Here is a 23417-nt window from a genome sequence, read left to right as displayed (position 1 = left end):
CCTCAGCCCAGCAAAATCGTGGTTTCGTCGGTGAATTGAGCCACCGGAATCTCAAGGTTCCGCGGCGCGGGCCCTTTGCGAATGCGGCCAGCGGTGTCGTAATGCGAACCGTGGCAGGGGCAGAACCAGCCACCGAAATCGCCCGAGCCATTGCCCAGCGGAACGCATCCCAGATGGGTACACACGCCCATCATGACCAGCCATTCGCCGGCTTCATCAAGGGTGCGGTTCGCGTCCGAGGCATCGGTGCCCGGCTTGTTGTGATTCTCTGAACCACGGTCGATCAGCGTCGGGTCATCCAGCGAGACGGCGCGGGCTGCGTCGATCTCGGCCTGGGTGCGGCGACGGATGAAGACAGGCTTACCACGCCACTTCACCGTGAGCTGAGTGCCGGGCTGCACATTCGAGACATCGACGTAAATCGAGGCCAGCGCGCGGGTGTCAGCCGAGGGATTCATCTGATTGACCAGAGGCCAGACCGCTGCGCCGGCGGCAACAGCGCCTGCCCCGGCGGTAGCGTAATACAGGAAATCGCGGCGGCTGCCTGCGTGATCGTCTGCTTGGGACACGAGTTCCTCTCCCTGGCACGGCCGCGGGCCTGCGGCCTGGAAATCTTATTTAGGCAGAGGGTCGCCCAGCTGCCCTGATCGGCGCGGTTTTAGCCAGGCTGCGACAGATCGTCCAGCAGGCATTCTCCCTCAAAGCCCTCAGATCGTGCTAAAACGCATATTCTGCCTGAATTTAAGCGACAGTCGCGGGCTTGCGAAGGGGGTTTCGGCCTGCTGTGGTCTTTGCCAGATCCGGCACGCCAGAGCGGCAAAAGCCGGTGTCCTGGCCGCCGCTGCCCGGCCTGAATGACGCAGGCAGGGATCTCCCGGCGCAAGCTCCCGGGTGATCCGACCCCTTTTGCAGCTGCACCGGACGGTCTGCCCGCCGCACCGGTCCCGGCAGTTCCCCGGCGGCGTTCCGACCCTGCTCTGGCCGCAGAAGATTTCCCCGGGCACCCTCCAGGCGAGGGCCTGGCACCACTGCCCCGAAGCACCGCCGCGATTCGTCGCCTCGTCCCGCAGGGCCCGGTTGCGAGGGCGGCCTACAAAAGCCTGTCGCCCCCGATCCGGCCCCGGAGCAGCGGCACCGCGCAGCCGCTGCTCCTCCGCGCTTCACCCGCCGGTCACGGAAAAACAGTGAATTTTCTGAGAGAAATGGCAGCGCCCGGCTGAGGTCGCAGCCGGATCGGTCCATCGTCGTCCGGCCCGCGCACCGCCAGGCCCAGCCTGCAGGACAATGACTTTACGACGACCGAGCAAGGTGAGACCAGGCCCGTTTTGCCCGCCCGCCCCCTAGGGCAGGCGCTGTTTCAGGCGCAGCCGGGCGATCAGCCCGGCATCGACATCCCATTGTCTGCCGCGAAAACCAAAAGTCCGGCGCAGCCGGAAGGCCGCATTACTCTGGCGGGTTTCCGGCTCGCTCCGGCAGCGGTCAGCCGGGCTGTGGAACGAGAGGCCTTCGTCGAGCTCGTCCAGCGCATCCTCGGCGCGCTGATCCGTTCGTCCGGGATGCAGCCCCGCGGCGCGGCGGCTGATCCGCCCCGCCGCATAGCCGGCAAGGGCCGCGACACCGAGTCGCACCAGGATCGGGGCAAGCGGAAGGGGCATTCTGACCTCCTGGTCGCGGATCAGCCTGATGCTATTGCCGCCGACTCAGCCTGTAAATGCGCAAGGCCCGGCCCCGGCTCCGCGGGTGGCGAAATTCCCCTGCTCTGCCCGCACAACCGCCGGATAAGGCAGAGCTCCGCAAGTCCGGACAGAGAAAAACCGCGCAGGTTGCCCTGTGCGGTTTTTTAAAATCTCTTGCCGAGAAGCAGTGCTATCAGCCCTGACGAGCTTTATAGCGCTTTTGCGTCTTGTTGATCACGTAGATCCGGCCCTTACGGCGCACGACCTGGCAATCGCGGTGACGCGACTTCAGCGAGCGGAGCGAGTTTGCAACCTTCATGGCTGTCTCCTGTCCTGTCGCGGCGCATCACGCGCCGATTAACCCGTGCCCAAGGGATACCCCTAAAAGCGGTGAAATGGTGGGCGGTACTGGGATCGAACCAGTGGCCACTACGATGTCAACGTAGTGCTCTACCGCTGAGCTAACCGCCCACTCTGACCTTACGATTTCCTGCGCCCTTTCTGCCGAAACAGTCAGGACGCGGGGCTCACCGCGTCGGCTTGGCGGGTCTATAGCTAACCCTTCCGGGGGCCGCAAGGGGTTTTGAAACACAAGATTAAGGCGTTAGATAAAAAAGCTCTGCCAGCCTGCGGGGCGGCCCGCATTTCACTGGCGCAGAGATGGGGAAAATCAGTTAGCTTCTGCGCATACATCCTGTTTCCCTTAGCCTGAAAGCATTCTGCCCGTGCCAGCGCTGACCCGGACCCTGATCACCGAAAGCTATCACCTGTGCCGGCCTCTGCAGAGCAAAAGTCCGTTTCTGTTCTCTTCTCCGCATTCCGGCAGCGAATATCCGGCCGAATTTCTGGCTGAAAGCCCGCTCGATTCGCTCAGCATCCGCTCCTCTGAGGATGCTTTTGTGAATCGGCTGTTTGAACAGGCCCCGATTCTGGGCGCCCCTTTGCTGTCTGCCCGCCTGCCCCGCGCCTATATCGACCTGAACCGCTCCTGCGAGGAGCTCGATCCGGCGGTGATCGAGGGGCTGGAGCGCGCAGCGCATAATCCGCGAATCTCCTCGGGGCTGGGGGTCATTCCCCGCGTGGTCGCGGGCGGCAGGCTGATCTACCGCGGCAAGCTGAGCCAGAGCACGGCGGCGGAGCGGATCCGCCGCTACTGGCAGCCCTGGCACGAAAGGCTGCAGCAGCTGATCGCCGAGACCCGTGCCAGCACGGGGACCGCGGTGCTGATTGACTGCCATTCGATGCCGCATGAAGCGATTGAGGGTGGCGCGCGCCCTGGCAGCCAGCTGCCGCAGATCGTGCTCGGCGACCGCTACGGCGCAGCGGCCGGGCCGGAGGCTATGGCTCTGGTCGAAACCGCCTTCACCACGGCCGGGCTGCGGGTCAGCCGCAACAGCCCCTTTGCCGGCGCCTATATCACCCAGGCCTATGGCCGCCCCGTGCGTAATATTCACGCAATCCAGGTCGAGATCGACCGTTCTCTCTATATGGATGAGAAAACCGTCACCCCACATGCGGGCTTTGCCGATTTCGCGAAACTGATCACCGGCATCATTGCCAGCCTGACCAGTAGCGCCAGCGCCGCCGCCATCACCGGCCCGAAAAACGAAAACCCGCCCCTTGCCGCAGAATAGGCCAGGGACGGGTTTAAGGTCTGCTATTTCGTACAGAGCAGCGAACCAAGGGGCTAGATCCCTGGCTGCAGCTGAAAACCCGGGGCTCAGATTGCCAGATCGGCTTCGGTTTTACCGGCAGCAATCGCCTCGATGAACCAGCGCGGCTTGCGGCCACGGCCTGACCAGGTGTCATCAGCATTCGCCGGATTGGCATATTTTGCCTCCAGAGCAGCGCGCTTGCGCACCGGGCCGGCGCCAGTCAGCTCGGAGAGCGAGGTGAAGCCGAGTTCACGGGCCTTTTCCTCAAGCTGAGCCAGAGCTTCGCGCTTTCGGCGGTCCTCGTAAGTTGCCACGGCTTTCGCCACGCGCACCTGCAGCGACTTCAGTTCTTTGAGGTCAAGGCTGTTGAGGTCAATGTCCATTAATACGCTCCGGATATTCAATTCTGGCGGTGGAGTAGCCGAGAAAAACATACTCTTCAATTCGTACGATTCTGAAATACATTAAATCGTGAGGCGGATCCCGGATTATTTTTATTTCGGGCTGCGTTTGGCAAGAATCCGCTGCAGCGTCCGGCGATGCATATTCAGACGACGTGCGGTTTCCGAGACATTGCGCTCACACATTTCATATACACGCTGGATATGTTCCCAGCGTACCCGGTCGGCCGACATCGGATTCTCAGGCGGCGCTGGCATGACTTCCCCATTGGCCAGCAAAGCCCGGGTCACATCATCGGCATCAGCCGGTTTGGACAGATAATCAATAGCGCCGATTTTCACCGCAGCCACTGCAGTGGCAATCGCACCATAACCCGTCAGCACCACAATCCGGCAATCGGGGCGGCGTTCGCGCAGCAATTCCACCACATCAAGACCATTGCCATCCCCCAGACGGAGATCGACCACGGCATAGGCCGGAGGGCGGATCTCAGCAATCTGCTTACCGGCCGCCACACTCTCGGCCGTTTCGGGGATAAAGCCCCGTTTTTCCATGGCGCGTGCAAGACGCTTCACGAAAGGCTCATCATCATCCACCAGCAGGAGGCTGCGATCACGCCCGAGCTCCGGACTGAGTTCTTCTGACATTCGATTTCTCCGACCGATACCCGGCGACTGACTTAAGTTCCGGATCTGGCGGTCTCCAGATCCGGGACAATTATACGTGCTTCAGCCCGCCGCCGCATCGATCATACAGGCGGCACCATTTGCGATCTGCTCGGGACTCGCCTCACGCTTGTAGAAATCTGCGAAGCCAATTCCAGGCAACATCAGATAAGTGAAAGCAGTGTGATCGACAAGGTAATAGCCATCCTCTGCAGCCTGGGCTTTATAGTATACCCGGTATGCATCTGCTGCAGCTTTAATCTGCTCTTTCGATCCGCTGAGCCCGATAACACGCGTATCAAGATTAGAGGCATAGTCTCCTACAACCTCAGGTGTATCGCGTTCGGGGTCGATGGTCACGAAGACAAGGCCCACATCATGGCCCTGTTCTTCAAGCAAAGAAATCGCTTCAACATTTCGTGACATATCGAAGGGGCAGACATCCGGGCAGAAAGTATAGCCGAAATAGACCAGGGTCGGCCTGGTGATCACCTCTTTATCGGTAATCGCCTGACCGGCCTTATCGAGCAAAGTGAACGGCCCGCCAATCGTGGCCCCGCCCACCTGGCCCTCACGGCATTTCGCCAGCGGATCTGCGGCCTGATCGCCTTGTTTCCAGTACAGATACCCGGCAGTCCCCCCCAGAAATGCCGCTACGACCGCCGCAGCACCGAAGGCTAAAAATCTGCTCATTCCGTTCTCCTCGTAACCCACCAGAACAGTGGCGCCCCTCCGCACTGCGCCCGGCTGGCACATTGATCAGAGCGGGCACAGTGACTAACAAACCAGCAACCCTCAGGAAAGGCGCATTTACAATGCGACAAATCGCGAAAGCGGCAGAAAACCAGGCGATTGCCGCTGACCAGCGCATCTGGCTGCGCAGCCTCATCCTGCTGCGCTGGCTCGCCATCGGCGGTCAGCTGATCGCCCTCGCAACCGGCTATGTCTGGTTCATGATCGACCTGCCACTCGCCCCCTGTCTCGCAGCGGTTTCGGCATCGGTGGTGGTCAATCTCGGGGCCTCGCTGATCGCCCCGCCCAATCATCGCCTCAGCCCCTATGAAGCACTGGCCTCGCTGACCTTCGACCTGGCGCAGCTCGGGCTGCTGCTGTTTGTCACCGGCGGGCTGACCAATCCCTTTGCCTTGCTGGTGCTGGCGCCGGTGACGATTTCGGCCAGTGCGCTCGGGCTGCGCCCGACGCTGATTCTGGGCGCAGCGGCGATTCTGATCGTAACCTTCCTCGCCTTCTGCAGCCTGCCGATCCGGCTTGAGGACGGCAGACTGCTGGATGTGCCGCCGCTCTTCACCTTCGGGTTCTGGATGGCCATTGTGGTGGGACTGCTGTTTCTCGGGGTGTATAATGGCCGCATTGCCCGCGACGCCCGCTCTACCTCTGATGCGCTTCTGGCAACGCAGATGGCGCTCGCCCGCGAGCAGAAGCTGACCGATCTGGGTGGCGTGGTGGCGGCTGCGGCGCATGAGCTGGGCACGCCGCTGGCCACGATCAAGCTGGTCTCCTCTGAGATGATGCGCGAGCTGAAGGATAATCCGGATCTGCTCGAGGATGCGCAGCTGATCCGCGAACAGGCGGACCGCTGCCGCGATATCCTGCGCAGCATGGGGCGGGCCGGGAAAGACGATCTGCAGCTGCGCCAGGCCCCGGTCTCCACCGTGGTGCGCGAGGCGGCCGAGCCGCATATGGCGCGGGGCAAGGAGGTGTTCATCGGCCTGTTTCCCGATGAGGGCGGTGATCTGCCCGAGCCGGTGATCCGGCGCAGCCCCGAGATCATCCATGGCCTGCGCAATCTGGTGCAGAATGCCGTCGATTTCGCCCGTTCCCGGGTCTGGGTCGATTGCGAATGGGATGAGGACAGCCTGACCATCCGCGTGGTGGATGACGGTGAGGGTTATCCCCAGCATGTGCTCAGCCGGATCGGCTCGCCCTTCATGCGCGCGCGCCGCCCCGAGCAGCACGACAGCCAGCGCCCGGAATATGAGGGGATGGGGCTCGGCCTTTTCATCGCCAAAACCCTGCTCGAGCGGACCGGCGCGCAACTGACCTTTACCAATGCCAGTGACCCGTTCGAAACCGAGGGGCTGCGACCTGATCGGGGCGGCGCTCTGGTCGAGCTGGTCTGGGAGAATGCCGATATCCTCGCCCCGCCCGGTGCCACCGGCGCGCCCAATCAGCTGATCAACACCTGATGTTTTCCCCGGAAGCCTGCCCCCCGTAATCCGCTTAACGATCCGTTAACACTCCCCACTGCACTCTCGGCCCTGACAGGCCGCAAAGGCCGGCCGGTTCAGGCGGATGCGACGGGTTTCGCAGGGTGGGGATATGCAGGCGGACTGGACCTTCGCGCTTGGGCTGGTCGTGACAGCCACGCTGATCACCCTGGCCTGCCTGCTGCTCATCTCGGCCCTGCAGATCCGCAGCCGCAGACCGGCCACGATCTTCGGCGTCTCGCCTGCCGAGACGGTGTTTATCTTTGACGAGGACCGGCTGCTCGACGCCACCCCGCCCGCCCGCGCCCTGATCGCGCCCTGGAGCGAGGAGACCAGCCCCTGGTTTCGCACCCTCGCCCGGCTCGAGCCGATGTTTCCCGGGCTTGGCACCCGGCTGGAGGGGCTGCAGCGCGAAGGCCGCTTCGTGCTGTGCTCGCGTGAGGATCTGCGCCCCCCTCTGCTGCTGCGGGCCGAATTTCTCGGCGGGCTGACCCGGATGACGCTCAGCGACGGCAGCGAGACCAGTGCCGCCGCCAGTGCCGGACAGGAGGGGCTGGCAGAGCTGGCGCTGCGTGATGAGCTGAGCCTGCTGCGCGATACGCTTTCAGGCGCGCCGCTACCGGTCTGGCACGAAACCCCGGAAGGGGCGGTGATCTGGGCCAATGGCCCCTATCTGGCCCTGGTTGCCGAGCGGCTGGACCCTGGCCTCGAATTATCCTGGCCGCCACCTGCCCTGTTTCCTGCCGCCAGCCCCCGCGGGGAGACATCCCCCCGCACGGCTGAGGAGCAAAGCAGCACAGAGGACACGCCCGGTGGCCGGGCAAGGCACCCGCCGGGCGCGCCGGCCGACCGCCCGGTCTTTCTGGCCCATGAGGGGCAGAAACACTGGTTTCAGCTGGTCAGCCGCCCGATGAGCCGCGGCGGCCATCCGGCAGGTGTGATCCGCTATGCCCTGCCGGCTGATGAGCTGATCAGTGCAGAAAACAGCCTGCGCGACTTCACCCAGACCCTGTCAAAAACCTTCGCCCAGCTGCCGATCGGTCTTGCGATCTTTGACCATGCGCGGCGGCTGCAGATGTTCAACCCGGCCCTGACCGATCTGACCGGGCTGGCGGTCGATTTCCTGATCGCCCGGCCAACCCTGCCCGCGCTGCTCGATGCCATGCGCGAAAGCTCGATGCTGCCCGAGCCAAAGGATTACCGCTCCTGGCGATCGCAGATGGCAGATATGGAGAAGGCCGCCGCCGAGGGGCTGTTTCAGGACACATGGATGCTGGCCTCGGGCCAGACCTGGCGGGTGACGGGGCGGCCGCATCCAAATGGTGCCCTCGCTTTCATGATCGAGGATATTTCCACCGAAATGACCCGTACCCGCCGGTTTCGCGCCGATCTCGAGCTGGGTCAGGCGGTGATCGACGCCATGGCAGATGCGGTGGTGGTCTTCGCCCAGGACGGCACGCTCGCCATGGCCAATGCCGCCGCCGCCCTGCTCTGGGGCGAGGAAATCCGCCAGCAGCCCCTGCCCGGTGTCGAAAGGCCGCGCCCGGTCAGCAGCTGGCGCAGCCTCTGCACGCCCGGCCCGCTGTGGAACGAGCTTGAGGCCTATATCGGCCAGTTCGGCCCCCGCACCCCCTGGGAGGCGGCGCTGCGTCTGAAAGATGGCAGGGCCTATGGCTGCCGGGTTGCCCCGATGCCCCATGGCGCGACGCTCGTCACCTTCACCCCGGGCCCGGCAGAAGCCGCAGCGCTGCCTTCAGGTCCGCGCGCAGTGCAAACCGGCCGAACCGGCTCAGCGCCGCCGCAGCCAGACGTAAAACGCCCCGGCACCGCCATGTTTCAGATGCGCCTCGCTGACCTGCTGCACGATCATCCCCAGCGGTGGCAGCCGCAGCCAGTGCGGAACCTGATGGCGCAGCGCGCCGACCGGGCGCGGCACCGGCTCGGTCACCGCCTTACCTTTGCCGGTGATCACAAGCACCAGCCGCAGGCCCCGCGTCTGCGCCGATAACAGGAAGCTGATCAGCTCGGGATGCGCCTCAGACAGCGTCATACCATGCAGGTCGATCCGCGCCTCCGGCGCCATTTTGCCGCGCAGCAGCTTTTGCCAGCTGCGCGGATCCATCCTGACCGGCTCGGCCACCGGGGTCGGCAAAGTGGTTTTCGGCGGCGCCACCGCACGCTCTCCCAGCCGGAACGGCCGCAGGAGGCTCGCAGGGGCCGCAGCCTGTTCCAGCGCTTTACGGAACACCTCGCCCGGGCTCTCATTTTCGGGCAGGGCCACCGCGCTGGTCAGCGCCTCTGCCGCCCCGACTGCCTTTGCCCGTAAAGCCCGCCTGCTGCGACCCGCCGCCGGACGCAAAGCCCCGGTCGCATCGCCCGCTCCCGCCTCAGCGGGGAAGCTGCCGGTGCCATGCATCGGCCGCAGCGTTTTCGCCACAGCCTTCCAGAGCGCCTGTTCTTCTTCGGTAAGGGACCGCCGCCGTGCCATAGGTTACTGCTCCGCGACCATCGCATAGGCGCGGTCAATCGGCAGCAGCTGCACCAGCCTGCCACCATCGCGCACCACGCCCGCCGCTTCGCCCGCAGCAGGTCCATAGCCAAAGAAAATATCCGCCCGCTGTGCGCCCTTGATCGCGCCACCGGTGTCCTGCGCCACCATCAGCCGGTTCAGCGGTTGCGCGCCGCCCTTTTCGATCCAGACCGGCGCGCCCAGCGGCACATAGGCCGGATCGACCGCCACCGAGCGCAGCGGGGTGATCGAGCGGCCCATCGCCCCGATCGGCCCCAGCTCGGGGGCGAGCTTCTTCAGCTTGCGAAAAAAGACATAGGAAGGATTGTGATTCAGCAGCTCGGCCCCAAGCGCCGGATTGCGCCGCACGAAGGCCTTGATCACCTGGGCCGAGACCTGATGCGGCTGGAACAGCCCGCGCCGGACCAGCTCCTGGCCGACCGAGCGATAGGCATGGCCATTGCGCCCGGCATAGCCCAGCCGGATCACCGAACCATCCGTCATTTTCACCCGGCCCGAGCCCTGGATATGCAGAAAGAACACCTCGACCGGATCATCGATCCAGGCAATCTCAAGGCCGCGGCCGCGCAGAGCCCCGGCCTCAATCTCGGCCCGGCTGCGATAGACCATCCCCTCCTGCAGTTCCGGCGGCATTCGGTAAAGCGGCCAGGCAAAGCGCGGGGTCTGCACCGCCGAGCCGTTCAGCTCCGGCTCATAATATCCGGTGAACAAAGCCGGAGGGCTGCCGACCAGCACCGGGCGGAACAGCAGTTCAAAAAACGCCCGGGCCGAGGCATCGTCGGCGGGGACATCCTGTGCCAGCCTGCATAAAGGCTGCCAATAGGGCGCTGCGAGCTGGTCGCAGGTCACAAGAAAAGCGGCCAGAGCCTCTGCCTGACCGCCTTCGCGCCATCCCGCCAAAGTCTCAAAGGGCAGGATCTCAGCCCGCGCCGCGCCGTCCGCCATCAGCGGTGCCAGCAAGAGAGCCAGAACACGGCCAAAGCGGCGCCCCATCGCATCTCACTCGCCGGTTGCGACAAGCTGCCAGTTCGGATCGGCATCCCCCATCTTGCGGGCAAAGGTCCAGACATCGCGCTGCCGCTTGACCGTCTTGCTGTCGCCCTCGACGATTTCGCCGTTCTGATCGCGCACGACCGAGGTCAGCTCGCCGATGAAACGCACCGTCAGCTCGGCAAAGCCCGAGGCCTTGTCATATACCGCTTCCTGCAGCGCCATTTCTTTCAGGCCCACGAAATTGGCCTCGACCACCAGACCACGCTCTTTGCGGGCGCGGATCACCTCTTCAAATCCGGCTTCCACATCATCCGAGAGGAAACTGCGGATCTGGTCCATCTCGCCGCGCTCAAAGGCCATGAGGATCATCTCATAGGCCTGGCGTGCGCCGGACAGGAAGGGGGTCAACGCGAATGAGGGCTCGGCCGCTTTCATTGCCGCAAGGGCTTTGGCCGAGGCCGAATTTTCGGCAACATGATCCGTGATATCGCGGTCGGGACCGCCTTCGATCACCTCAAACTCACGACGGGACTCAGCCCGGGGAGCCTCAGGTGGCAGGGGCTTTTTTTCAAATCCGTCGCGCGTCCCGAGGAGCGACCGCAGCTTCAGGATCAGGAAAACAGCGATCCCGGCAAGGACCAGCAGCTGGATCAGAGCAGAGTTCATTGAATATCCCATGACAGAGTGCTTATGCCGCCTGGCCACAGCCCCTTGCGGGGCGCAGGGCTTGGGCTGGCTCGCCTTCCTTCCTATGTAGGTTTTCACCGCCCGCAAGTAAACCTTGCGGCACGAATCCTTTACCACCGGAGAGCCTGCAGATGCGGCGCGCACTTATTATCCTGGCCTGGCCCCTGATTGAAATTGGCCTTTTTGTTGTGATTGGCGGGGAAATCGGGCTCTGGCCAACGCTTGCCTGGGTTCTGCTCACGGCGGTGGCGGGAGTGCTGCTGCTGAAATTCACCGCAGCGCGCGGCATGATGCTGCTGCGCGGCGGCATGGATCCGGCCGCCCTGCGCGATGGCGCGCCGGTCACCGGCCTCTTGCGCGGTCTTGCCGCCCTGTTGCTGATCCTGCCGGGCTTTCTGACCGATACGCTCGGCCTGGTGCTTTTGCTGCTGACCGCTGTGCCTCCGCTGCGCCAGAAGCTGCAGGCCTCGGTGATGCGCCGGGTGGTTCCGGCCGGGGCGGCCGGAATGGGCTTTGGCACCGCCTTCGGCCAGGGCCCCGGTCCGCGCAGCCCCCAGGGCGGCGATGATATCCTGGACGGGGAATGGGTTGAGGTGCCGCCGGAAGCAAACCGCAACCGCCCCTCGCGCTGGACCGAAATTGAGTAACACGCCCTGGCTCAGGCCGGGGCGGATCTGCGGCTGATCCGAGCCCGGAACCGCCCTCAAACCACCCCGGCGACAGTTGAGCCTGCGCCGGGCCTCTGCTAGGGACGATCCGACGTTCTTATTTCAGCGGGCGCAGGAAACCGGGCCGGAATCGGCCGGTGCTCCGTGCCTCCATGGAGGATTCTATGTCCGAAGAAAATCTGGCCGAGGCCGCAGCAAACGGCGCAGCCGCCGCGGCACCGCAGCTGCGTATGCAGGTTCTGGCGCAATATATCCGCGACATGAGCTTTGAGAATGAAGTCGTGCGCAAGGGCCTCGCCGGCAGCGAAGTCCAGCCCGATGTTCAGGTCGCGGTCAGCCTCGACGCGCGCAAGCGTACGGTTGAGCACCAGTATGACGTGATCCTGAAGTTCAAAATCACCTCGAGCAATAAAACCACCAGCGAAACCCTGTTCCTGCTCGAGCTGGAATATGGCGGCACCTTCCATGTCGAAGGCGTGGCAGAAGAGCAGCTGCACCCGTTCCTGCTGATCGAATGCCCGCGCCTGCTGTTCCCCTTCGTGCGCCGCATCGTCTCGGATGTGACCCGCGACGGTGGCTTCCCGCCGCTCAACATCGACAATGTCGATTTCCTCGCACTCTACCGTCAGGAAATCGCCCGCCGTCAGGCAGCCGCTCAGGCTCCGGCCGCAGGCGCTGCGGTCAACTGATCCGCCTGGCCCCGAAAAAGCAAAGGCGAGGGAATTTTCCTCGCCTTTTTTCTTTGCGCCAGAGGCAGATCACAGCCGGTGATAGGGCCCGCCCGCCAGAATGGTTGCAGCGCGGTAAAGCTGTTCTGCCAGCATCACCCGCACCAGCATATGCGGCCAGACCATCCGCCCGAAGCTGATCGAGAAATCGGCCTTGGCGCGCAGATCCGGATGGATGCCATCCGCGCCACCGATCACAAAGGCCAGATCCTGGCGGCCGCTGTCGCGCCATCTGCCCAGCTGGGCGGCGAATTCCGGTGAGGACATCACCTGACCACGCTCATCCAGGGTGCAGATCAGCGCCCCGGGGGGGATGGCCCGCGACAAAAGCTGCGCCTCTGCCTCCATGCCGAGGTTCTTTTTATCCTCGACTTCGATCTCGCTGGCGGGGCCAAGCGCCAGCGCCCGGCCCTGTTTGGCGAAACGGTCCAGATAATCGCGGATCAGATCGCGCTCGGGCGAGGCGCGCAATCGCCCCACCGTGCAAAGCTGCACCCGCATTTCAGAGCGTGCGCGCGGCCCCGACCTGACCGGCAGGCAGCCACATTTTTTCGAGCTGATAGAATTCACGCACTTCCGGGCGGAAGACATGAACGATGACATCGCCCGAATCAATCAGCACCCAGTCGCCGGTTTCCTTGCCTTCCATCCTGGCATGAATGCCAAACTTCTGCTTGAGACGATCTGCCAGCTTTTCCGCAATGGCAGCCACCTGTCGCGACGAGCGGCCCGAGCAGATCACCATGTAATCAGCAACATCCGAACGACCACGCAGTTCGATCTCGACGATCTCTTCGGCTTTGTCATCTTCCAGCGAATCCAGCACCGCATCGCGGATCTGTTCGGCGCTGAATTCCGATTGCGAGGGACGGCCGGCGCGCGGGGCGACCGGCAGGCCGGTCGCAGGGTCAGTATGAGACAAAGAAATTGTCCTCCGGATAAAGCGCCGCCACGGCCCGGGCGCAGGGCTTTCACGCCTATAAATAGCGCTCAATCCCGGGATTCTCAATAAAGCCGGAACGAATGCGGCGGATATTCGGTTTTGTTGCCTCTGCGCAAGGCCGAAACGGCTGCACCCCGGATGCGCTTCATCTTGTCTCACCAGGGATTCGGGCGTAATGATCTCGGCCATGGACGGGTTCATCTATTTCAACATCACCGATCATGCGCGCCTTCCGGCGCGTTTCTTCGGCTCGACCCGCAACGTTCTCGCACGGCTTTGATGCGGCCGGCCGGGTGCTTTTAGGCACTCTGCCATGATGCCGCTTCTGCTTCGTGCCTGCATTTCTGCCTTCCAAGCTATCCCCAAAGGTGAGAGCCATGACTGCTCCGAGAACTATTTACGATAAGATCTGGGACGACCACGTCGTCCATACCTCTGAAGACGGCACCTGCCTGCTCTATATTGACCGGCACCTCGTCCATGAAGTGACCAGCCCCCAGGCCTTTGAGGGCCTGCGCATGAGCGGGCGCAAAGTGCGCGCGCCGGAAAAGACCATTGCGGTTCCCGATCACAACGTGCCGACCACCGAAGGCCGCGATGTGAAGATCGACAATGAAGAGAGCCGTATCCAGGTGGAGGCGCTCGATAAGAACGCCCGTGAATTCGGTGTTGTCTATTATCCGGTCTCGGATGTGCGTCAGGGCATCGTGCATATTGTCGGCCCGGAACAGGGCTGGACCCTGCCGGGCATGACCGTGGTCTGCGGCGACAGCCATACCGCCACCCATGGCGCTTTCGGCGCGCTGGCGCATGGCATCGGCACCTCGGAAGTGGAACACGTTCTGGCCACCCAGACGCTGATCCAGAAGAAATCGAAAAACATGAAGGTCGAAATCACCGGCAAACTGCTGCCCGGTGTGACGGCGAAAGACATCACCCTCGCGGTGATCGGCAAAACCGGCACCGCCGGCGGCAATGGCTATGTCATCGAATATTGCGGCGAGGCGATCCGCGATCTGTCGATGGAAGGCCGGATGACGGTCTGCAATATGGCGATCGAAGGCGGCGCCCGCGCTGGCCTGATCGCACCGGATGAAAAGACTTTTGCCTATGTGATGGGCCGCCCCCATGCGCCGAAAGGCGCGAAATGGGAAGCGGCGCTCGCCTATTGGAAAACGCTCTTCACCGATGAGGGCGCGCATTTCGACAAGGTCATCATCATCAAAGGGGAAGAGATTGCACCGGTCGTGACCTGGGGCACCTCGCCCGAGGACGTGCTGCCGATCTCGGCCAATGTCCCCTCGGCCGATGATTTCGAAGGCGGCAAGGTACAGGCGGCCCAGCGTTCGCTCGACTATATGGGCCTGACCCCGGGCATGAAGCTGACCGATGTGAAAATCGATGCGGTCTTCATCGGCTCCTGCACCAATGGCCGGATCGAGGATCTGCGGGCTGCAGCCGGGATCCTGAAGGGCAAAAAGCTGGCACCGGGCGTGCGCGGCATGGTGGTCCCGGGTTCGGGCCTCGTGCGGCTGCAGGCCGAGGAAGAGGGTCTGGCCCAGATCTTCATGGATGCCGGTTTCGAATGGCGTCTGGCGGGCTGCTCGATGTGCCTTGGCATGAACCCCGACCAGCTGGCCCCGGGTGAGCGCTGCGCTGCAACCTCGAACCGCAACTTTGAGGGCCGTATGGGCCGTGGCGGGCGCACGCATCTGATGTCGCCGGTCATGGCTGCCGCAGCGGCAGTCACCGGACATCTGACCGATATCCGCGAATTCGTGAAAGAGAACGTCTGATCAGCATCTGCCAACAGGCCCGTTAACAGGAGGGAATTATGAAAGGCTCGACCACCTGCCTCACCATCGGGGCACTTGCACTTCTGGGCGGCCTGATCGCCCTGATCTTCCCGTTTTTCGCCTCGCTGGCGGCGACCGGGACGGTAGGCGCGACCTTCCTGTTTCTGGGCGTGATCGGGCTTTATGCAGCCTTTGCAGATTCCGGCCTGAGAGATCGTCTCTGGCTGGGTCTGTTCGCGCTGCTGCAGCTGGTGCTGGGGATCTGGATCCTCGCCAATCCGCTGGCGGGCCTGATCTCCCTGACGGTAATGCTGGGGATTTTGTTCCTCGTCACCGGCATTTTGCGCCTGATCTGGGCCTTCCGGCTCGGTCAGGGCACCGGCCGCGGCTTCTGGATCCTGCTTCTCTCCGGCCTCGTCTCGGCCGGGCTCGGGCTCTGGGTGCTGCTGTTTCCGGCTCAGACCGCCCCGGTCCTGCTTGGCACGCTGATCGCGATCGAACTTCTCTCTGCTGGCGCGGCCCTGATCGCCCTGGGCCTGGCGCTGAAGAAAACCCAATAGGCAAAACCCATGGATAAATTCACCACTGTCACCGGGATCGCGGCGCCCATGCCGCTGGTCAATATCGACACCGATATGATCATCCCGAAGCAATTCCTGAAAACCATCAAGCGTTCGGGCCTCGGCGTGAACCTGTTTGATGAGATGCGCTACACCCCGGAAGGCGAGGAAATCCCGGATTTCGTGCTGAACCAGCCGGCCTGGCGTGAGAGTCAGATCATCGTCGCCGGTGAGAATTTCGGCTGCGGCTCGTCGCGCGAACATGCGCCCTGGGCGCTGCTCGATTTCGGCATCCGCTGCGTGATCTCGACCAGCTTTGCCGATATTTTCTATAATAACTGCTTCAAGAACGGCATTCTGCCGGTCGTGCTGCCGGAAGCGGCGGTTGCGGTGCTGATGGAGGATGCCCGCAAAGGCGCCAATGCCCGCATCACTGTCAATCTCGAAGATCAGACGGTCACCGCTTCGGATGGCACCAGCTTTGCCTTTGAGGTCGACGCTTTCAAAAAGCACTGCCTGATCAATGGGCTCGATGACATCGGTCTGACCATGGAAAAGGCAGAATCGATTGATGCCTTTGAAAAGCAGAACGCTGCCGCCCGCCCCTGGGCCTGAACCGGCTGGATCTGTGATCTTTCTGCCGCCGCATAGCGCGCGGCAGAATCGTCGCTTCAGCCCAAAGATGAAAAAAGGCGCGCAGGTCAGATGCCTGCGCGCCTTTTTGTCTGATAAATACCCGGAAATCCCACATCCTGTAGTTGATGCCGGATTTCCTCCTGGAAGCGGTAGGATGTCGCGATTTTTTGCTTCAATCCTGCAACACATTTGCCGCATTGAGGCCACAGGGCTTTGTTTTAACAGTGATAGCTGTTGCGACCTCACATGAAAGCAGGCAAAAGTTGGGCAAATTTGGGGCAATTCGCCATAATATCGGCGGTCTCCTCGGAGCAAGGAGGCGGCATCGTATCGCCTCCGTCCATATTGAGGATGTCAGGGCAGTGGTGAACCGGCTGACCGGTGCGCTTGTGCGTGCTTTTCTGGTGATGATCCTGATTGTCACGCCCTCGGTCATTCTGCCGGGGACGGGAACTGATACCCAGCAGATGGTGGCGCTGATTGCGCTCTTCGGCGGCGCGCTGACCTTTATCGAATATAATGCGGTCTATCCCAGCCTGCTGGAGTTCCGCGATGCCCCGCCTTTCAACCGCATCCGCTTTGTCATGCTGTTTGCCCTGGTCTTCAGCCTTTCGGCCATTCAGGCAGCCGCCCTGCAGCCCACGCCTTTCACCCGTTTGTTTGAGGCGGTGGGCTATCTGCTCGGCCATGGCATGGATTTCCCCTATTCGCCGGTGCGCCTTGCCGCGCTGATGATCGGAGAGGGGGCAAGCGCGGCCGAGCTGGCCATGCTGCGCAGCGCGGCCGGCACCGCCTATATCATCTCGCTGATCGGCCTGTCGTTCTATGTGGTGATTTTCCGGCTGAAGGTCTGGCCCTCGCGCCATCAGGCCTTCAATGTCTGGGTCAATCTGCCAACCTTTGAGCCGACCGGCGGCGGAGACGTGGTCGACCGCCTTGAGCGTGATGCCCGTGTTAACCTGTCCTTAGGCTTTTTGCTGCCATTCATTCTGCCGGCGATGGTCAATCTTCTGACCGGCGGCATGGATCCCCATACGCTGACCTCGCCACAGACCCTGATCTGGGTGATGGCAGCATGGGCATTTCTGCCGGCAAGTCTGCTGATGCGCGGTATCGCCATGGGCCGGGTGGCGGCGATGATCCGCTCCAAACGCGCTGCGGGCGGCATGGCCCCGGCCAGCGCAAGCTTCGCCACGGCCTGAACCACGACCTGACCCCGGGCCTGAGCCTGCTATGGTCGGCCGCCTGTCTGCTGCTGCTTACATTCGCGCCGCTCCGGGCCGAGAGCCTGCGCCTTGCCACCTGGAACAGCGATTTTGAGCGCAAAGGCCCCGGACTTTTGCTCCGGGACATCAGCTCGGGCAAAGACCCGCAGATCGGGGCCGCGCTGCATCTGCTGGCGGCGCTGCAGGCCGATGTGCTGCTGCTGAGCGGTTTTGATTATGACCATGATCTGATGGCCGCCCGGGCTTTCGCCGCCGGGCTGAGGCTGCAGGGACTCGACTACCCATGGCTTTATGCCCTGCGCCCCAATCGCGGGATGCAGACCGGCCTTGATCTCGATGGCGACGGCCGGAAGGGCGGCCCGGGCGATGCCCAGGGCTTTGGCTGGTTCGCAGGCCAGTCCGGCATGCTCTTGCTGTCACGCTACCCGGTTCAGAGCGCGGGCGTGCAGGATTACAGCACCTTCCTCTGGCGCGATCTGCCGGATGCGCTGTTGCCCGACAGCCTCAGCCCCGCGGCGCGGGCAATCCTGCGGCTTTCCACCACCGCGCACTGGCAGATTCCGCTGCTTCTGCCAGGCCAGCGCTCGCTCACTCTGCTGGCCTGGCATGCCAGCCCGCCGGTCTTTGACGGCGCCGATGATCTGAACGGGAGGCGCAATCATGATGAAACCGCGTTCTGGCTGGCGCTGCTGTCGGGTCAGCTCGGCCTGCCCCGGCCCGCTACGCCCTTTGTGCTGATCGGCACCCCCAATCTCGACCCTGAGGATGGCGAAGGGCGAAGAGCGGCGATCCGCGCGCTGCTGGCGCATCCGGCGCTGCAGGATCCCGCGCCGCGCGCGCTCTGGAGCGAGGCGGATCCGGGGCAGAAAGGCGATCCCGCCCTCGACACCGTCCGGCTTGCAGCTCCGGGAGGGCTGCGCCTCGCGATGATCCTGCCGGACCGTAGCCTGAAGGTCACAGGCTCCGGTGTTTTCCGGCCCCGGCCAGAGGATCCGCTGGCCCGGGCCAGCGCGCTTGCCTCACGGCATTTTCCTATCTGGGTTGACCTCCAGCTGCCCGACTGAGCGCTGAGCTGGTGCCGCGCAGCACAGGCTGGGATCAGCCACGATCTGCACTGCCTTCTGAGGGCTCGAATCACTTTGCGGTTTATTGCGCACAGACCGGGTACAACCTGACCGCCAGGCCTGAATTCGCTCAAAAGCGCGCAGCTGCGCGCGTCACATCAAAACCCATGAATGCCTGCGAAAGCGGCGCATAGCGCCCTGACCCGGGGAAATCATGCATTTAGCTCACATCTTTGCAAATACATCCCCACAACAAGTAAAAGCTATAGACATCCCCAGCCCCGAAGCAGATATTTATGCAAAAGTCCGCTTTTACGTAAGGTTACTTGTCGCGCCGCTCTGCTTTCGCACAGGCATTGGCCCGTTTGCCGCATTCCCGACCCCAGGGTCACTTTCAACCTGTAGCCGCTGTCGCGCACCAGTTACTCCCGTCGGACAAGACCAATGGACCTTATCGACCTCAGCCGTGTTACCGACCAGAAGGCAACCTTTGACGGCTTTTTGCACCAGGTACGCGACCGGTTTGGCTTCGATCACGTTGCTTATCTGGGGGCTAATCCCGTTGCCGGCATCATGCATGGCTATGTCACCTATCCCGAAGAGTGGAAGCAGCTCTATATCGCCTGCGATTTTCACCTGATTGATCCGACCCTGACCATGGCGCAGCGCTCTATTGCGCCGGTCTCCTGGGAACGGCTGGAGCATAACGAGAATTTCCGGAAGGTTTTCAGCAAGGCGCGGGAGTACGATATTACCAGCCAGGGCATGACAATTCCGGTGCGCGGCCCATTTGGTGACACCGGCCTGCTCAGCGTTACCCTGGATGCCGATGCCACCGAATGGCGCAAGCGCATCAGCAGTTCCATCGGTGAGCTGCAGTCCGTCGCAGTGCATATGCATGATGCGGTGATGAATTCGGACGCGCTCTCGGGCATTCTGCGCCGCACCCAGCTGTCCTCGCGCGAGACCGAGATTTTGCAGTGGATTGCTGCCGGAAAGTCGCAGCAGGATGTGGCAGATATTCTCGGGATCTCGATCCGCACGGTTGAGGTGCATCTGCGCTCGGCCCGCGAAAAGCTTTACTCGCTGACCACGCCCCAGGCCGTGGCCCGGGCCATCGCTTTGCATCTGATCTATCCGCTTTAGGCGGCTCTTACCCGCGGCAAAGCGTCTCCCGGGCTGAAATCCCCTGAAACCCTCTGTGCAGCGGCTTCAGGAGCGATTATTATTTTATCCAATATCAACAGATTACCACTGAGCACTCACCCCCAGGCGCGAAAGATATATTTTTTACTCAACTACGGGATTCACCCAATAGGACGATTGTGACCCTGCGAATATTCTCACCTTACAGATGAGAAATCGGGGGCTGCCATGATCATCGTTATCGACGCCATTAATAAACACCTGTTCAGTGATCTGTTGGACGAAATGTTTTTGCTGAGAGGCCGCGTGTTCGGCGAGCGTCTCGGCTGGGAAGTAACGATTGAGAATGGACGCGAAATCGACCAGTTCGACGCGATGGATCCGCTCTATTTGCTCGGCCTCGACGAGGATGGCGAAGTGATCTCCTGCGTCCGCACCCTGCAGACCACCGGTCCGCATATGCTCTCGGATGTGTTCAGCTCCATTCTCGATGGCGAGCCGCCGATCCGCTCCTCCAGGATCTGGGAATCGACCCGGTTCTGCGTCGATACGGCCCGGCTGACGCGCGACGGCTCGGCCAGTGCTATTGCCCGTGCTACCAGCGAGCTGATGATCGCCACGCTCGAGACCAGCCGGGATGCCGGTATCACCGATATTATCACCGTGATTGATCCGGTGATGAACCGGGTTCTCAAGCGCTCGGATAATGCGCCTTACGACTATGTCGGCTCGGTCACGCCGATGGGCAAGGTTTCGGCCCTGGCCGCGCTGCTCGACTGCACCGACGAACGGATTGAGCGCGTGCGGGCCTTTGCCGGTATCTCCGGCCGGGTCCTCGCCACAGAAGAAGAGGTCCTTGCGCTACGCGCGGCAGCGCGCATGCGAAATGGGCAGGGCAATCACGACAGGAAGGCTTCGCTCCCTGAGCCGGCCGCCGTGCTTGCCGCCGCCCATGCTCCGGCCAGCCTGCAGCTCAGCGCAGGTTGACCGACGCGCGGTCACCTGGTTCAGCTCGCACCGGGTGACCGCGTAAACCCAGACAACAGAAGACAGCCATGACCCATTACGAAGATTCCTCACCATACGGCTGCCCGGCGAGCAGTTCAGGTCCGGGCGTCAGCCCGCGCGCTGTGGTGGCACTCATCGCCTCCGGCCTTGCAGGCCTGACTTTCGGGTTTTTTGCCTATCTGTCCGGATTTGGCCTTTTTTGGGCCGCAGTTGTCTATTTTATTTCGGGTCAGGTAATCTTCGGACTGTGTTGCCTGCGATTCTTACGGATATATCCCGTCGGACAATCACAGCGACAGCAGGACGAAATCGACAGCGACCTGTGTGCTTTTAATCAGTCCCAGAGAAACGTTTCTCTTCTGTGAACTCCGGGGGCGGACAATTACGGAAGGAAGGCCAATGGCTTTGGTAATCATGCTGTTCGGAGGGCTGTTCGGTCTGCTCTTCGGTGTTGCAAGCTTCTTGCTGGGCTACGGCCTGCTCACCTCGGTCCTGATCTATGGAGCCGCGGCTCATGCTCTGAGCATGTGGCTGTTCTGGCGTTTCGATGCCGCTGAGCAGCCGGAAATGCGCCTGCGCCTGACCGAAGATGAAATCCGGGCCGATCTTCAGGCACTGCGCGAAGCGGAAGAACGCAGCCATGAACTGGCAGCAAGCGACGGCAGCTCACTTTTTCGCCTGCTGCGTATGACCGCCGACCGTGACCGTTCACGGGCAACGGCCCGCGCCGCCCGTCGCATGGCGCAGTGATCCGCTCCCAGCATTATAGTCTCTGACCCGCAACCCTGAGTCACCCAAGTGAGTCGGGGTTTCGCTTTGCATGTGTCAGGCTCATCGTCCGCAGGTCTGCCCTGATGCCCCTTGGCGATCAGGCATTACGACGGCGCCGCCTCAGGCCTGATCCTTACCCGCAAGATTTACGCCCCGGCATCGCCGTGTCTGCCCTGGCTAAAGATAAACCCTGCGCACCAGCAGACCTGAGACAATGCCGCAGCCCTGGCGGGCAAAGCACAAGAACGACAGTCGGTCTCTGAGCGCTGCGACACCCTGCTCGCCTTGATCTGAAACTGCGGCAGCCACAGATCATCAGGCGACGTCTGCCGGTTGCGGCAAAACTGTCCTTGCCAAAACTGTGCCTTGCGCCCTGTCCACAGAAATACATCCTGCCAGACAAACGAGCTCCGGCAGCCCTGCTTCGGGCCACCATCCGCAAACCGGAAAGACAGGGCGCCACCTTGCCCTGCCTGTTTCAGACCGAGCGCAGCCCGATCATGCGTGCAAAAGCCGTCACCAGGATCCGCGTGTCGGTCGACAGAGCGGGATTCGCAGCATAGGCCAGATCCAGCGCGCGCCGGTCTGTTTCAGAGCGGGCGAACTGCTCATCGACCAGGCTTTCCGGGGTAAAAATCCCCGGCCGGACCTGCAGCAGATGCTCCTGGAAGGGGTAGCTGTCGCGCTGACATGCCAGAGTGATCGGGCGCGGCCCCACCACCGACATATCACCGCGCAGCACATTCAGCAGCTGCGGCAGCCGGTTCAGGCCATTACGCGCGAGCCAGGCCCCGATCGGCGTGACCCGCGGATCACGTCCCGAGTCCCCCTGCGGGTCGCGTTCTGCCGCACGCAGGCGCCGCTCTGCATCCATATATACAATACGGAAGCGGTATTTTCCGAAAACTCTGCCATTCTGGCCAACGCAGCTGAGCCGCAGCAGCACGGGACCTGGACCGGAGAGCCGGACCAGCAAAGCGATCACAAGAAAAGCAGGCGCGACAATCGGCAAAGCCAGCGCCACGAGGACAAGATCAGACACACGCTTGAGCGCAAGCAACATTCTGGCAGAGCCATCGTTGCTTTGTGCCGGGTGCAAACCGGGTGCGGTCATGCAAAATTCCTGCAAAAAATAAAAAAGGATTAAGTCAGGGAAGCTATAAATTATGGCTCTAATAGTTGTTCACTTGCGTAATTTCAAATCCGAAAAATGCGCGAGATGGAAACAGAGCGTTCAAAGGGCCTTCAGCACAAGCACAGGTCAGGGATAATCCCGCCGGTTTCTGAGGAAACTGTATGTTACACAATTCCGGCAGCAATCAGGCAGAATTTTCGCGTTTTCTGGGAAAACTACCCGAAATTACTGATTGCGTTAACGACTTAGCCAGATTATCGCCGCAAACTGACCATTACGCTGCCAGAAAACTCTGTTGAAATTCGCTTCACTAAAGAGAGTATCGCGCGTGGAATTGCACAGGCCCACCCGCCGTTTTCACGGCACAACCAAAGAAGGGAGTCCTGCTATGGCGGCGATTTACCTGATCGGCAGTGGCATTGCGGGCCTCGCTGCGGCCTCTGTCGCACTCTGGCTGGGCGGCGGCTGGTTTGTTGCGGTGCTGACCTATGCGATTGCGGGAAATCTTGGCTTCACCGCGATCTGTCTGCTTCTGGGGAAAACCGAAGCCGAACCACGTCAGGCCGGCCTCGATCGCGAAATCGTCGCAGATCTGCAGGCCATTATCGAAAGCGGCCCCGAATCCTCGCAGCGCCTCTCGCCCGACCGCCTGCGCTCGGCCTTCCCGGAACTGCGCAGCCGCAGCTGATCTCCCGCCATGTGCCGGATAATCATCCCCGAAATCAGCGGGGCTCAGAGCTAGAATTTTCTCGTAGCGTAAGCCGGGGAGGTTCTGAATAGCCCCATGTTTCGTGGACGCCTTCTTTGCTAATTTTGAGGCAAGGAGGCCATGATGGGCACAGGGACTTTCTGCGACGACTTCAAGCGCGATGCGGTCGCTCAGATCACGGAGCGGGGCTA

26 protein-coding genes, 1 tRNA gene and 1 pseudogene are annotated in these 23417 nt (G+C 62.2%); 15 read left to right on the top strand and 13 right to left on the bottom strand.

What is annotated here, in order from left to right:
* Positions 1-2 precede the first annotated feature (2 nt).
* The 4 genes from petA to H0485_RS01920 form a co-directional block, all read right to left on the bottom strand.
* Positions 3-569, bottom strand: coding sequence for a ubiquinol-cytochrome c reductase iron-sulfur subunit (gene petA, locus H0485_RS01935; protein WP_226933675.1), 567 nt, complete (start codon positions 567-569; stop codon positions 3-5).
* Positions 570-1340: 771 nt separating this feature from the next.
* On the bottom strand, positions 1341-1655 hold the full coding sequence (locus H0485_RS01930; protein WP_226933674.1) for a hypothetical protein: 315 nt from the start codon (positions 1653-1655) through the stop codon (positions 1341-1343).
* Between the two features lie 214 nt (positions 1656-1869).
* Positions 1870-1995 carry a type B 50S ribosomal protein L36 gene (ykgO, locus tag H0485_RS01925; protein WP_226933673.1) on the bottom strand — a complete coding sequence of 42 codons (126 nt, stop codon included), beginning with the start codon at positions 1993-1995 and terminating at the stop codon, positions 1870-1872.
* 77 nt (positions 1996-2072) lie between these two features.
* A tRNA-Val gene (locus tag H0485_RS01920) sits at positions 2073-2147 on the bottom strand.
* Positions 2148-2422: 275 nt separating this feature from the next.
* Between H0485_RS01920 and H0485_RS01915 the strand changes: the two genes are divergently transcribed.
* Positions 2423-3310 (top strand): N-formylglutamate amidohydrolase, encoded by an 888-nt coding sequence (locus H0485_RS01915; RefSeq protein WP_226933986.1) that lies wholly within the window; start codon positions 2423-2425, stop codon positions 3308-3310.
* Positions 3311-3396: 86 nt separating this feature from the next.
* Here the strand turns inward: H0485_RS01915 and H0485_RS01910 are convergent, their stop codons facing one another.
* From H0485_RS01910 to H0485_RS01900, 3 genes are all read right to left on the bottom strand, one after another.
* Positions 3397-3714 (bottom strand): H-NS histone family protein, encoded by a 318-nt coding sequence (locus H0485_RS01910; RefSeq protein WP_226933672.1) that lies wholly within the window; start codon positions 3712-3714, stop codon positions 3397-3399.
* Positions 3715-3825: 111 nt separating this feature from the next.
* A complete protein-coding gene (locus tag H0485_RS01905; protein WP_226933671.1) occupies positions 3826-4380 on the bottom strand; it encodes an ActR/PrrA/RegA family redox response regulator transcription factor in 555 nt (184 codons plus the stop codon).
* 81 nt (positions 4381-4461) lie between these two features.
* Positions 4462-5091 (bottom strand): SCO family protein, encoded by a 630-nt coding sequence (locus H0485_RS01900; RefSeq protein WP_226933670.1) that lies wholly within the window; start codon positions 5089-5091, stop codon positions 4462-4464.
* Positions 5092-5213: 122 nt separating this feature from the next.
* Between H0485_RS01900 and regB the strand changes: the two genes are divergently transcribed.
* Together regB and H0485_RS21790 are read left to right on the top strand one after the other, a co-directional pair.
* On the top strand, positions 5214-6605 hold the full coding sequence (regB, locus tag H0485_RS01895; RefSeq protein ID WP_226933669.1) for a sensor histidine kinase RegB: 1392 nt from the start codon (positions 5214-5216) through the stop codon (positions 6603-6605).
* A 106-nt stretch (positions 6606-6711) separates the two neighbouring features.
* A pseudogene (locus H0485_RS21790) lies at positions 6712-8136 on the top strand (PAS domain-containing protein); the annotation flags it as partial.
* Between the two features lie 279 nt (positions 8137-8415).
* Here H0485_RS21790 and H0485_RS01885 read toward each other — a convergent pair.
* The 3 genes from H0485_RS01885 to H0485_RS01875 are packed head-to-tail and all read right to left on the bottom strand — an operon-like array spanning position 8416 to position 10815.
* Positions 8416-9114 carry a Smr/MutS family protein gene (locus H0485_RS01885; RefSeq protein ID WP_354002429.1) on the bottom strand — a complete coding sequence of 233 codons (699 nt, stop codon included), beginning with the start codon at positions 9112-9114 and terminating at the stop codon, positions 8416-8418.
* Between the two features lie 3 nt (positions 9115-9117).
* Entirely contained in the window at positions 9118-10149 is a 1032-nt protein-coding gene (gene mltA / locus H0485_RS01880; RefSeq protein ID WP_226933668.1) for a murein transglycosylase A, read from the bottom strand.
* A 6-nt stretch (positions 10150-10155) separates the two neighbouring features.
* Positions 10156-10815 carry a Tim44/TimA family putative adaptor protein gene (locus H0485_RS01875; RefSeq protein WP_226933667.1) on the bottom strand — a complete coding sequence of 220 codons (660 nt, stop codon included), beginning with the start codon at positions 10813-10815 and terminating at the stop codon, positions 10156-10158.
* A 152-nt stretch (positions 10816-10967) separates the two neighbouring features.
* On the opposite strand from H0485_RS01875, the gene H0485_RS01870 reads away from it, so the two are divergent.
* Both H0485_RS01870 and secB read left to right on the top strand, forming a co-directional pair.
* Positions 10968-11483, top strand: a complete 516-nt coding sequence (locus H0485_RS01870) for an FxsA family protein (RefSeq protein ID WP_226933666.1) — start codon at positions 10968-10970, stop codon at positions 11481-11483.
* 185 nt (positions 11484-11668) lie between these two features.
* A complete protein-coding gene (secB, locus tag H0485_RS01865; protein WP_226933665.1) occupies positions 11669-12193 on the top strand; it encodes a protein-export chaperone SecB in 525 nt (174 codons plus the stop codon).
* 69 nt (positions 12194-12262) lie between these two features.
* Here the strand turns inward: secB and rlmH are convergent, their stop codons facing one another.
* Together rlmH and rsfS are read right to left on the bottom strand one after the other, a co-directional pair.
* Complete coding sequence (gene rlmH / locus H0485_RS01860) at positions 12263-12733, bottom strand: 23S rRNA (pseudouridine(1915)-N(3))-methyltransferase RlmH (RefSeq protein WP_226933664.1); 471 nt, start codon at positions 12731-12733, stop codon at positions 12263-12265.
* Position 12734: 1 nt separating this feature from the next.
* Entirely contained in the window at positions 12735-13364 is a 630-nt protein-coding gene (gene rsfS / locus H0485_RS22110) for a ribosome silencing factor (RefSeq protein WP_494338137.1), read from the bottom strand.
* A 188-nt stretch (positions 13365-13552) separates the two neighbouring features.
* On the opposite strand from rsfS, the gene leuC reads away from it, so the two are divergent.
* The 9 genes from leuC to H0485_RS01810 all read left to right on the top strand — a co-directional run bounded on the left by leuC (position 13553) and on the right by H0485_RS01810 (position 21361).
* On the top strand, positions 13553-14971 hold the full coding sequence (gene leuC / locus H0485_RS01850) for a 3-isopropylmalate dehydratase large subunit (protein ID WP_226933662.1): 1419 nt from the start codon (positions 13553-13555) through the stop codon (positions 14969-14971).
* Positions 14972-15009: 38 nt separating this feature from the next.
* Positions 15010-15531, top strand: coding sequence for an HdeD family acid-resistance protein (locus tag H0485_RS01845; RefSeq protein ID WP_226933661.1), 522 nt, complete (start codon positions 15010-15012; stop codon positions 15529-15531).
* Between the two features lie 9 nt (positions 15532-15540).
* Entirely contained in the window at positions 15541-16146 is a 606-nt protein-coding gene (leuD, locus tag H0485_RS01840; protein WP_226933660.1) for a 3-isopropylmalate dehydratase small subunit, read from the top strand.
* A 428-nt stretch (positions 16147-16574) separates the two neighbouring features.
* Positions 16575-17369: a hypothetical protein gene (locus H0485_RS01835; protein ID WP_226933984.1), complete on the top strand. Its 795-nt coding sequence runs from the start codon at positions 16575-16577 to the stop codon at positions 17367-17369.
* Positions 17370-17416: 47 nt separating this feature from the next.
* Entirely contained in the window at positions 17417-18457 is a 1041-nt protein-coding gene (locus tag H0485_RS01830; protein ID WP_354002432.1) for an endonuclease/exonuclease/phosphatase family protein, read from the top strand.
* Between the two features lie 444 nt (positions 18458-18901).
* Complete coding sequence (locus tag H0485_RS01825) at positions 18902-19603, top strand: LuxR family transcriptional regulator (RefSeq protein WP_226933659.1); 702 nt, start codon at positions 18902-18904, stop codon at positions 19601-19603.
* A 228-nt stretch (positions 19604-19831) separates the two neighbouring features.
* Entirely contained in the window at positions 19832-20590 is a 759-nt protein-coding gene (locus H0485_RS01820; RefSeq protein WP_226933658.1) for an acyl-homoserine-lactone synthase, read from the top strand.
* Between the two features lie 68 nt (positions 20591-20658).
* Positions 20659-20976, top strand: coding sequence for a hypothetical protein (locus H0485_RS01815; protein ID WP_226933657.1), 318 nt, complete (start codon positions 20659-20661; stop codon positions 20974-20976).
* A gap of 40 nt (positions 20977-21016) precedes the next feature.
* Positions 21017-21361: a hypothetical protein gene (locus H0485_RS01810; protein WP_226933656.1), complete on the top strand. Its 345-nt coding sequence runs from the start codon at positions 21017-21019 to the stop codon at positions 21359-21361.
* Positions 21362-21860: 499 nt separating this feature from the next.
* On the opposite strand, the gene H0485_RS01805 is transcribed toward H0485_RS01810, so the two are convergent.
* Entirely contained in the window at positions 21861-22496 is a 636-nt protein-coding gene (locus H0485_RS01805) for a sugar transferase (protein WP_226933655.1), read from the bottom strand.
* A 409-nt stretch (positions 22497-22905) separates the two neighbouring features.
* Between H0485_RS01805 and H0485_RS01800 the strand changes: the two genes are divergently transcribed.
* Positions 22906-23205, top strand: coding sequence for a hypothetical protein (locus H0485_RS01800; protein ID WP_226933654.1), 300 nt, complete (start codon positions 22906-22908; stop codon positions 23203-23205).
* The last annotated feature ends 212 nt before the right edge of the window (positions 23206-23417 follow it).

Source organism: Pseudogemmobacter faecipullorum (assembly GCF_020539525.1).
GTDB classification, from domain to species: Bacteria; Pseudomonadota; Alphaproteobacteria; order Rhodobacterales; family Rhodobacteraceae; genus Pseudogemmobacter; species Pseudogemmobacter faecipullorum.
This window is presented reverse-complemented; position numbering and strand designations above follow the sequence as displayed.

Bases quoted from the DNA above. Each gene is read 5' to 3' on its own strand.
- H0485_RS01930 (WP_226933674.1), bottom strand. From the start codon at position 1,655: ATGCCCCTTCCGCTTGCCCCGATCCTGGTGCGACTCGGTGTCGCGGCC.
- ykgO (WP_226933673.1), bottom strand. From the start codon at position 1,995: ATGAAGGTTGCAAACTCGCTCCGCTCGCTGAAGTCGCGTCACCGCGAT.
- H0485_RS01910 (WP_226933672.1), bottom strand. From the start codon at position 3,714: ATGGACATTGACCTCAACAGCCTTGACCTCAAAGAACTGAAGTCGCTG.
- H0485_RS01905 (WP_226933671.1), bottom strand. From the start codon at position 4,380: ATGTCAGAAGAACTCAGTCCGGAGCTCGGGCGTGATCGCAGCCTCCTG.
- H0485_RS01900 (WP_226933670.1), bottom strand. From the start codon at position 5,091: ATGAGCAGATTTTTAGCCTTCGGTGCTGCGGCGGTCGTAGCGGCATTT.
- regB (WP_226933669.1), top strand. From the start codon at position 5,214: ATGCGACAAATCGCGAAAGCGGCAGAAAACCAGGCGATTGCCGCTGAC.
- H0485_RS01885 (WP_354002429.1), bottom strand. From the start codon at position 9,114: ATGGCACGGCGGCGGTCCCTTACCGAAGAAGAACAGGCGCTCTGGAAG.
- mltA (WP_226933668.1), bottom strand. From the start codon at position 10,149: ATGGGGCGCCGCTTTGGCCGTGTTCTGGCTCTCTTGCTGGCACCGCTG.
- H0485_RS01875 (WP_226933667.1), bottom strand. From the start codon at position 10,815: ATGAACTCTGCTCTGATCCAGCTGCTGGTCCTTGCCGGGATCGCTGTT.
- H0485_RS01870 (WP_226933666.1), top strand. From the start codon at position 10,968: ATGCGGCGCGCACTTATTATCCTGGCCTGGCCCCTGATTGAAATTGGC.
- secB (WP_226933665.1), top strand. From the start codon at position 11,669: ATGTCCGAAGAAAATCTGGCCGAGGCCGCAGCAAACGGCGCAGCCGCC.
- rlmH (WP_226933664.1), bottom strand. From the start codon at position 12,733: ATGCGGGTGCAGCTTTGCACGGTGGGGCGATTGCGCGCCTCGCCCGAG.
- rsfS (WP_494338137.1), bottom strand. From the start codon at position 13,364: ATGGCCGAGATCATTACGCCCGAATCCCTGGTGAGACAAGATGAAGCG.
- leuC (WP_226933662.1), top strand. From the start codon at position 13,553: ATGACTGCTCCGAGAACTATTTACGATAAGATCTGGGACGACCACGTC.
- H0485_RS01845 (WP_226933661.1), top strand. From the start codon at position 15,010: ATGAAAGGCTCGACCACCTGCCTCACCATCGGGGCACTTGCACTTCTG.
- leuD (WP_226933660.1), top strand. From the start codon at position 15,541: ATGGATAAATTCACCACTGTCACCGGGATCGCGGCGCCCATGCCGCTG.
- H0485_RS01835 (WP_226933984.1), top strand. From the start codon at position 16,575: ATGATCCTGATTGTCACGCCCTCGGTCATTCTGCCGGGGACGGGAACT.
- H0485_RS01825 (WP_226933659.1), top strand. From the start codon at position 18,902: ATGGACCTTATCGACCTCAGCCGTGTTACCGACCAGAAGGCAACCTTT.
- H0485_RS01820 (WP_226933658.1), top strand. From the start codon at position 19,832: ATGATCATCGTTATCGACGCCATTAATAAACACCTGTTCAGTGATCTG.
- H0485_RS01815 (WP_226933657.1), top strand. From the start codon at position 20,659: ATGACCCATTACGAAGATTCCTCACCATACGGCTGCCCGGCGAGCAGT.
- H0485_RS01805 (WP_226933655.1), bottom strand. From the start codon at position 22,496: ATGACCGCACCCGGTTTGCACCCGGCACAAAGCAACGATGGCTCTGCC.
- H0485_RS01800 (WP_226933654.1), top strand. From the start codon at position 22,906: ATGGCGGCGATTTACCTGATCGGCAGTGGCATTGCGGGCCTCGCTGCG.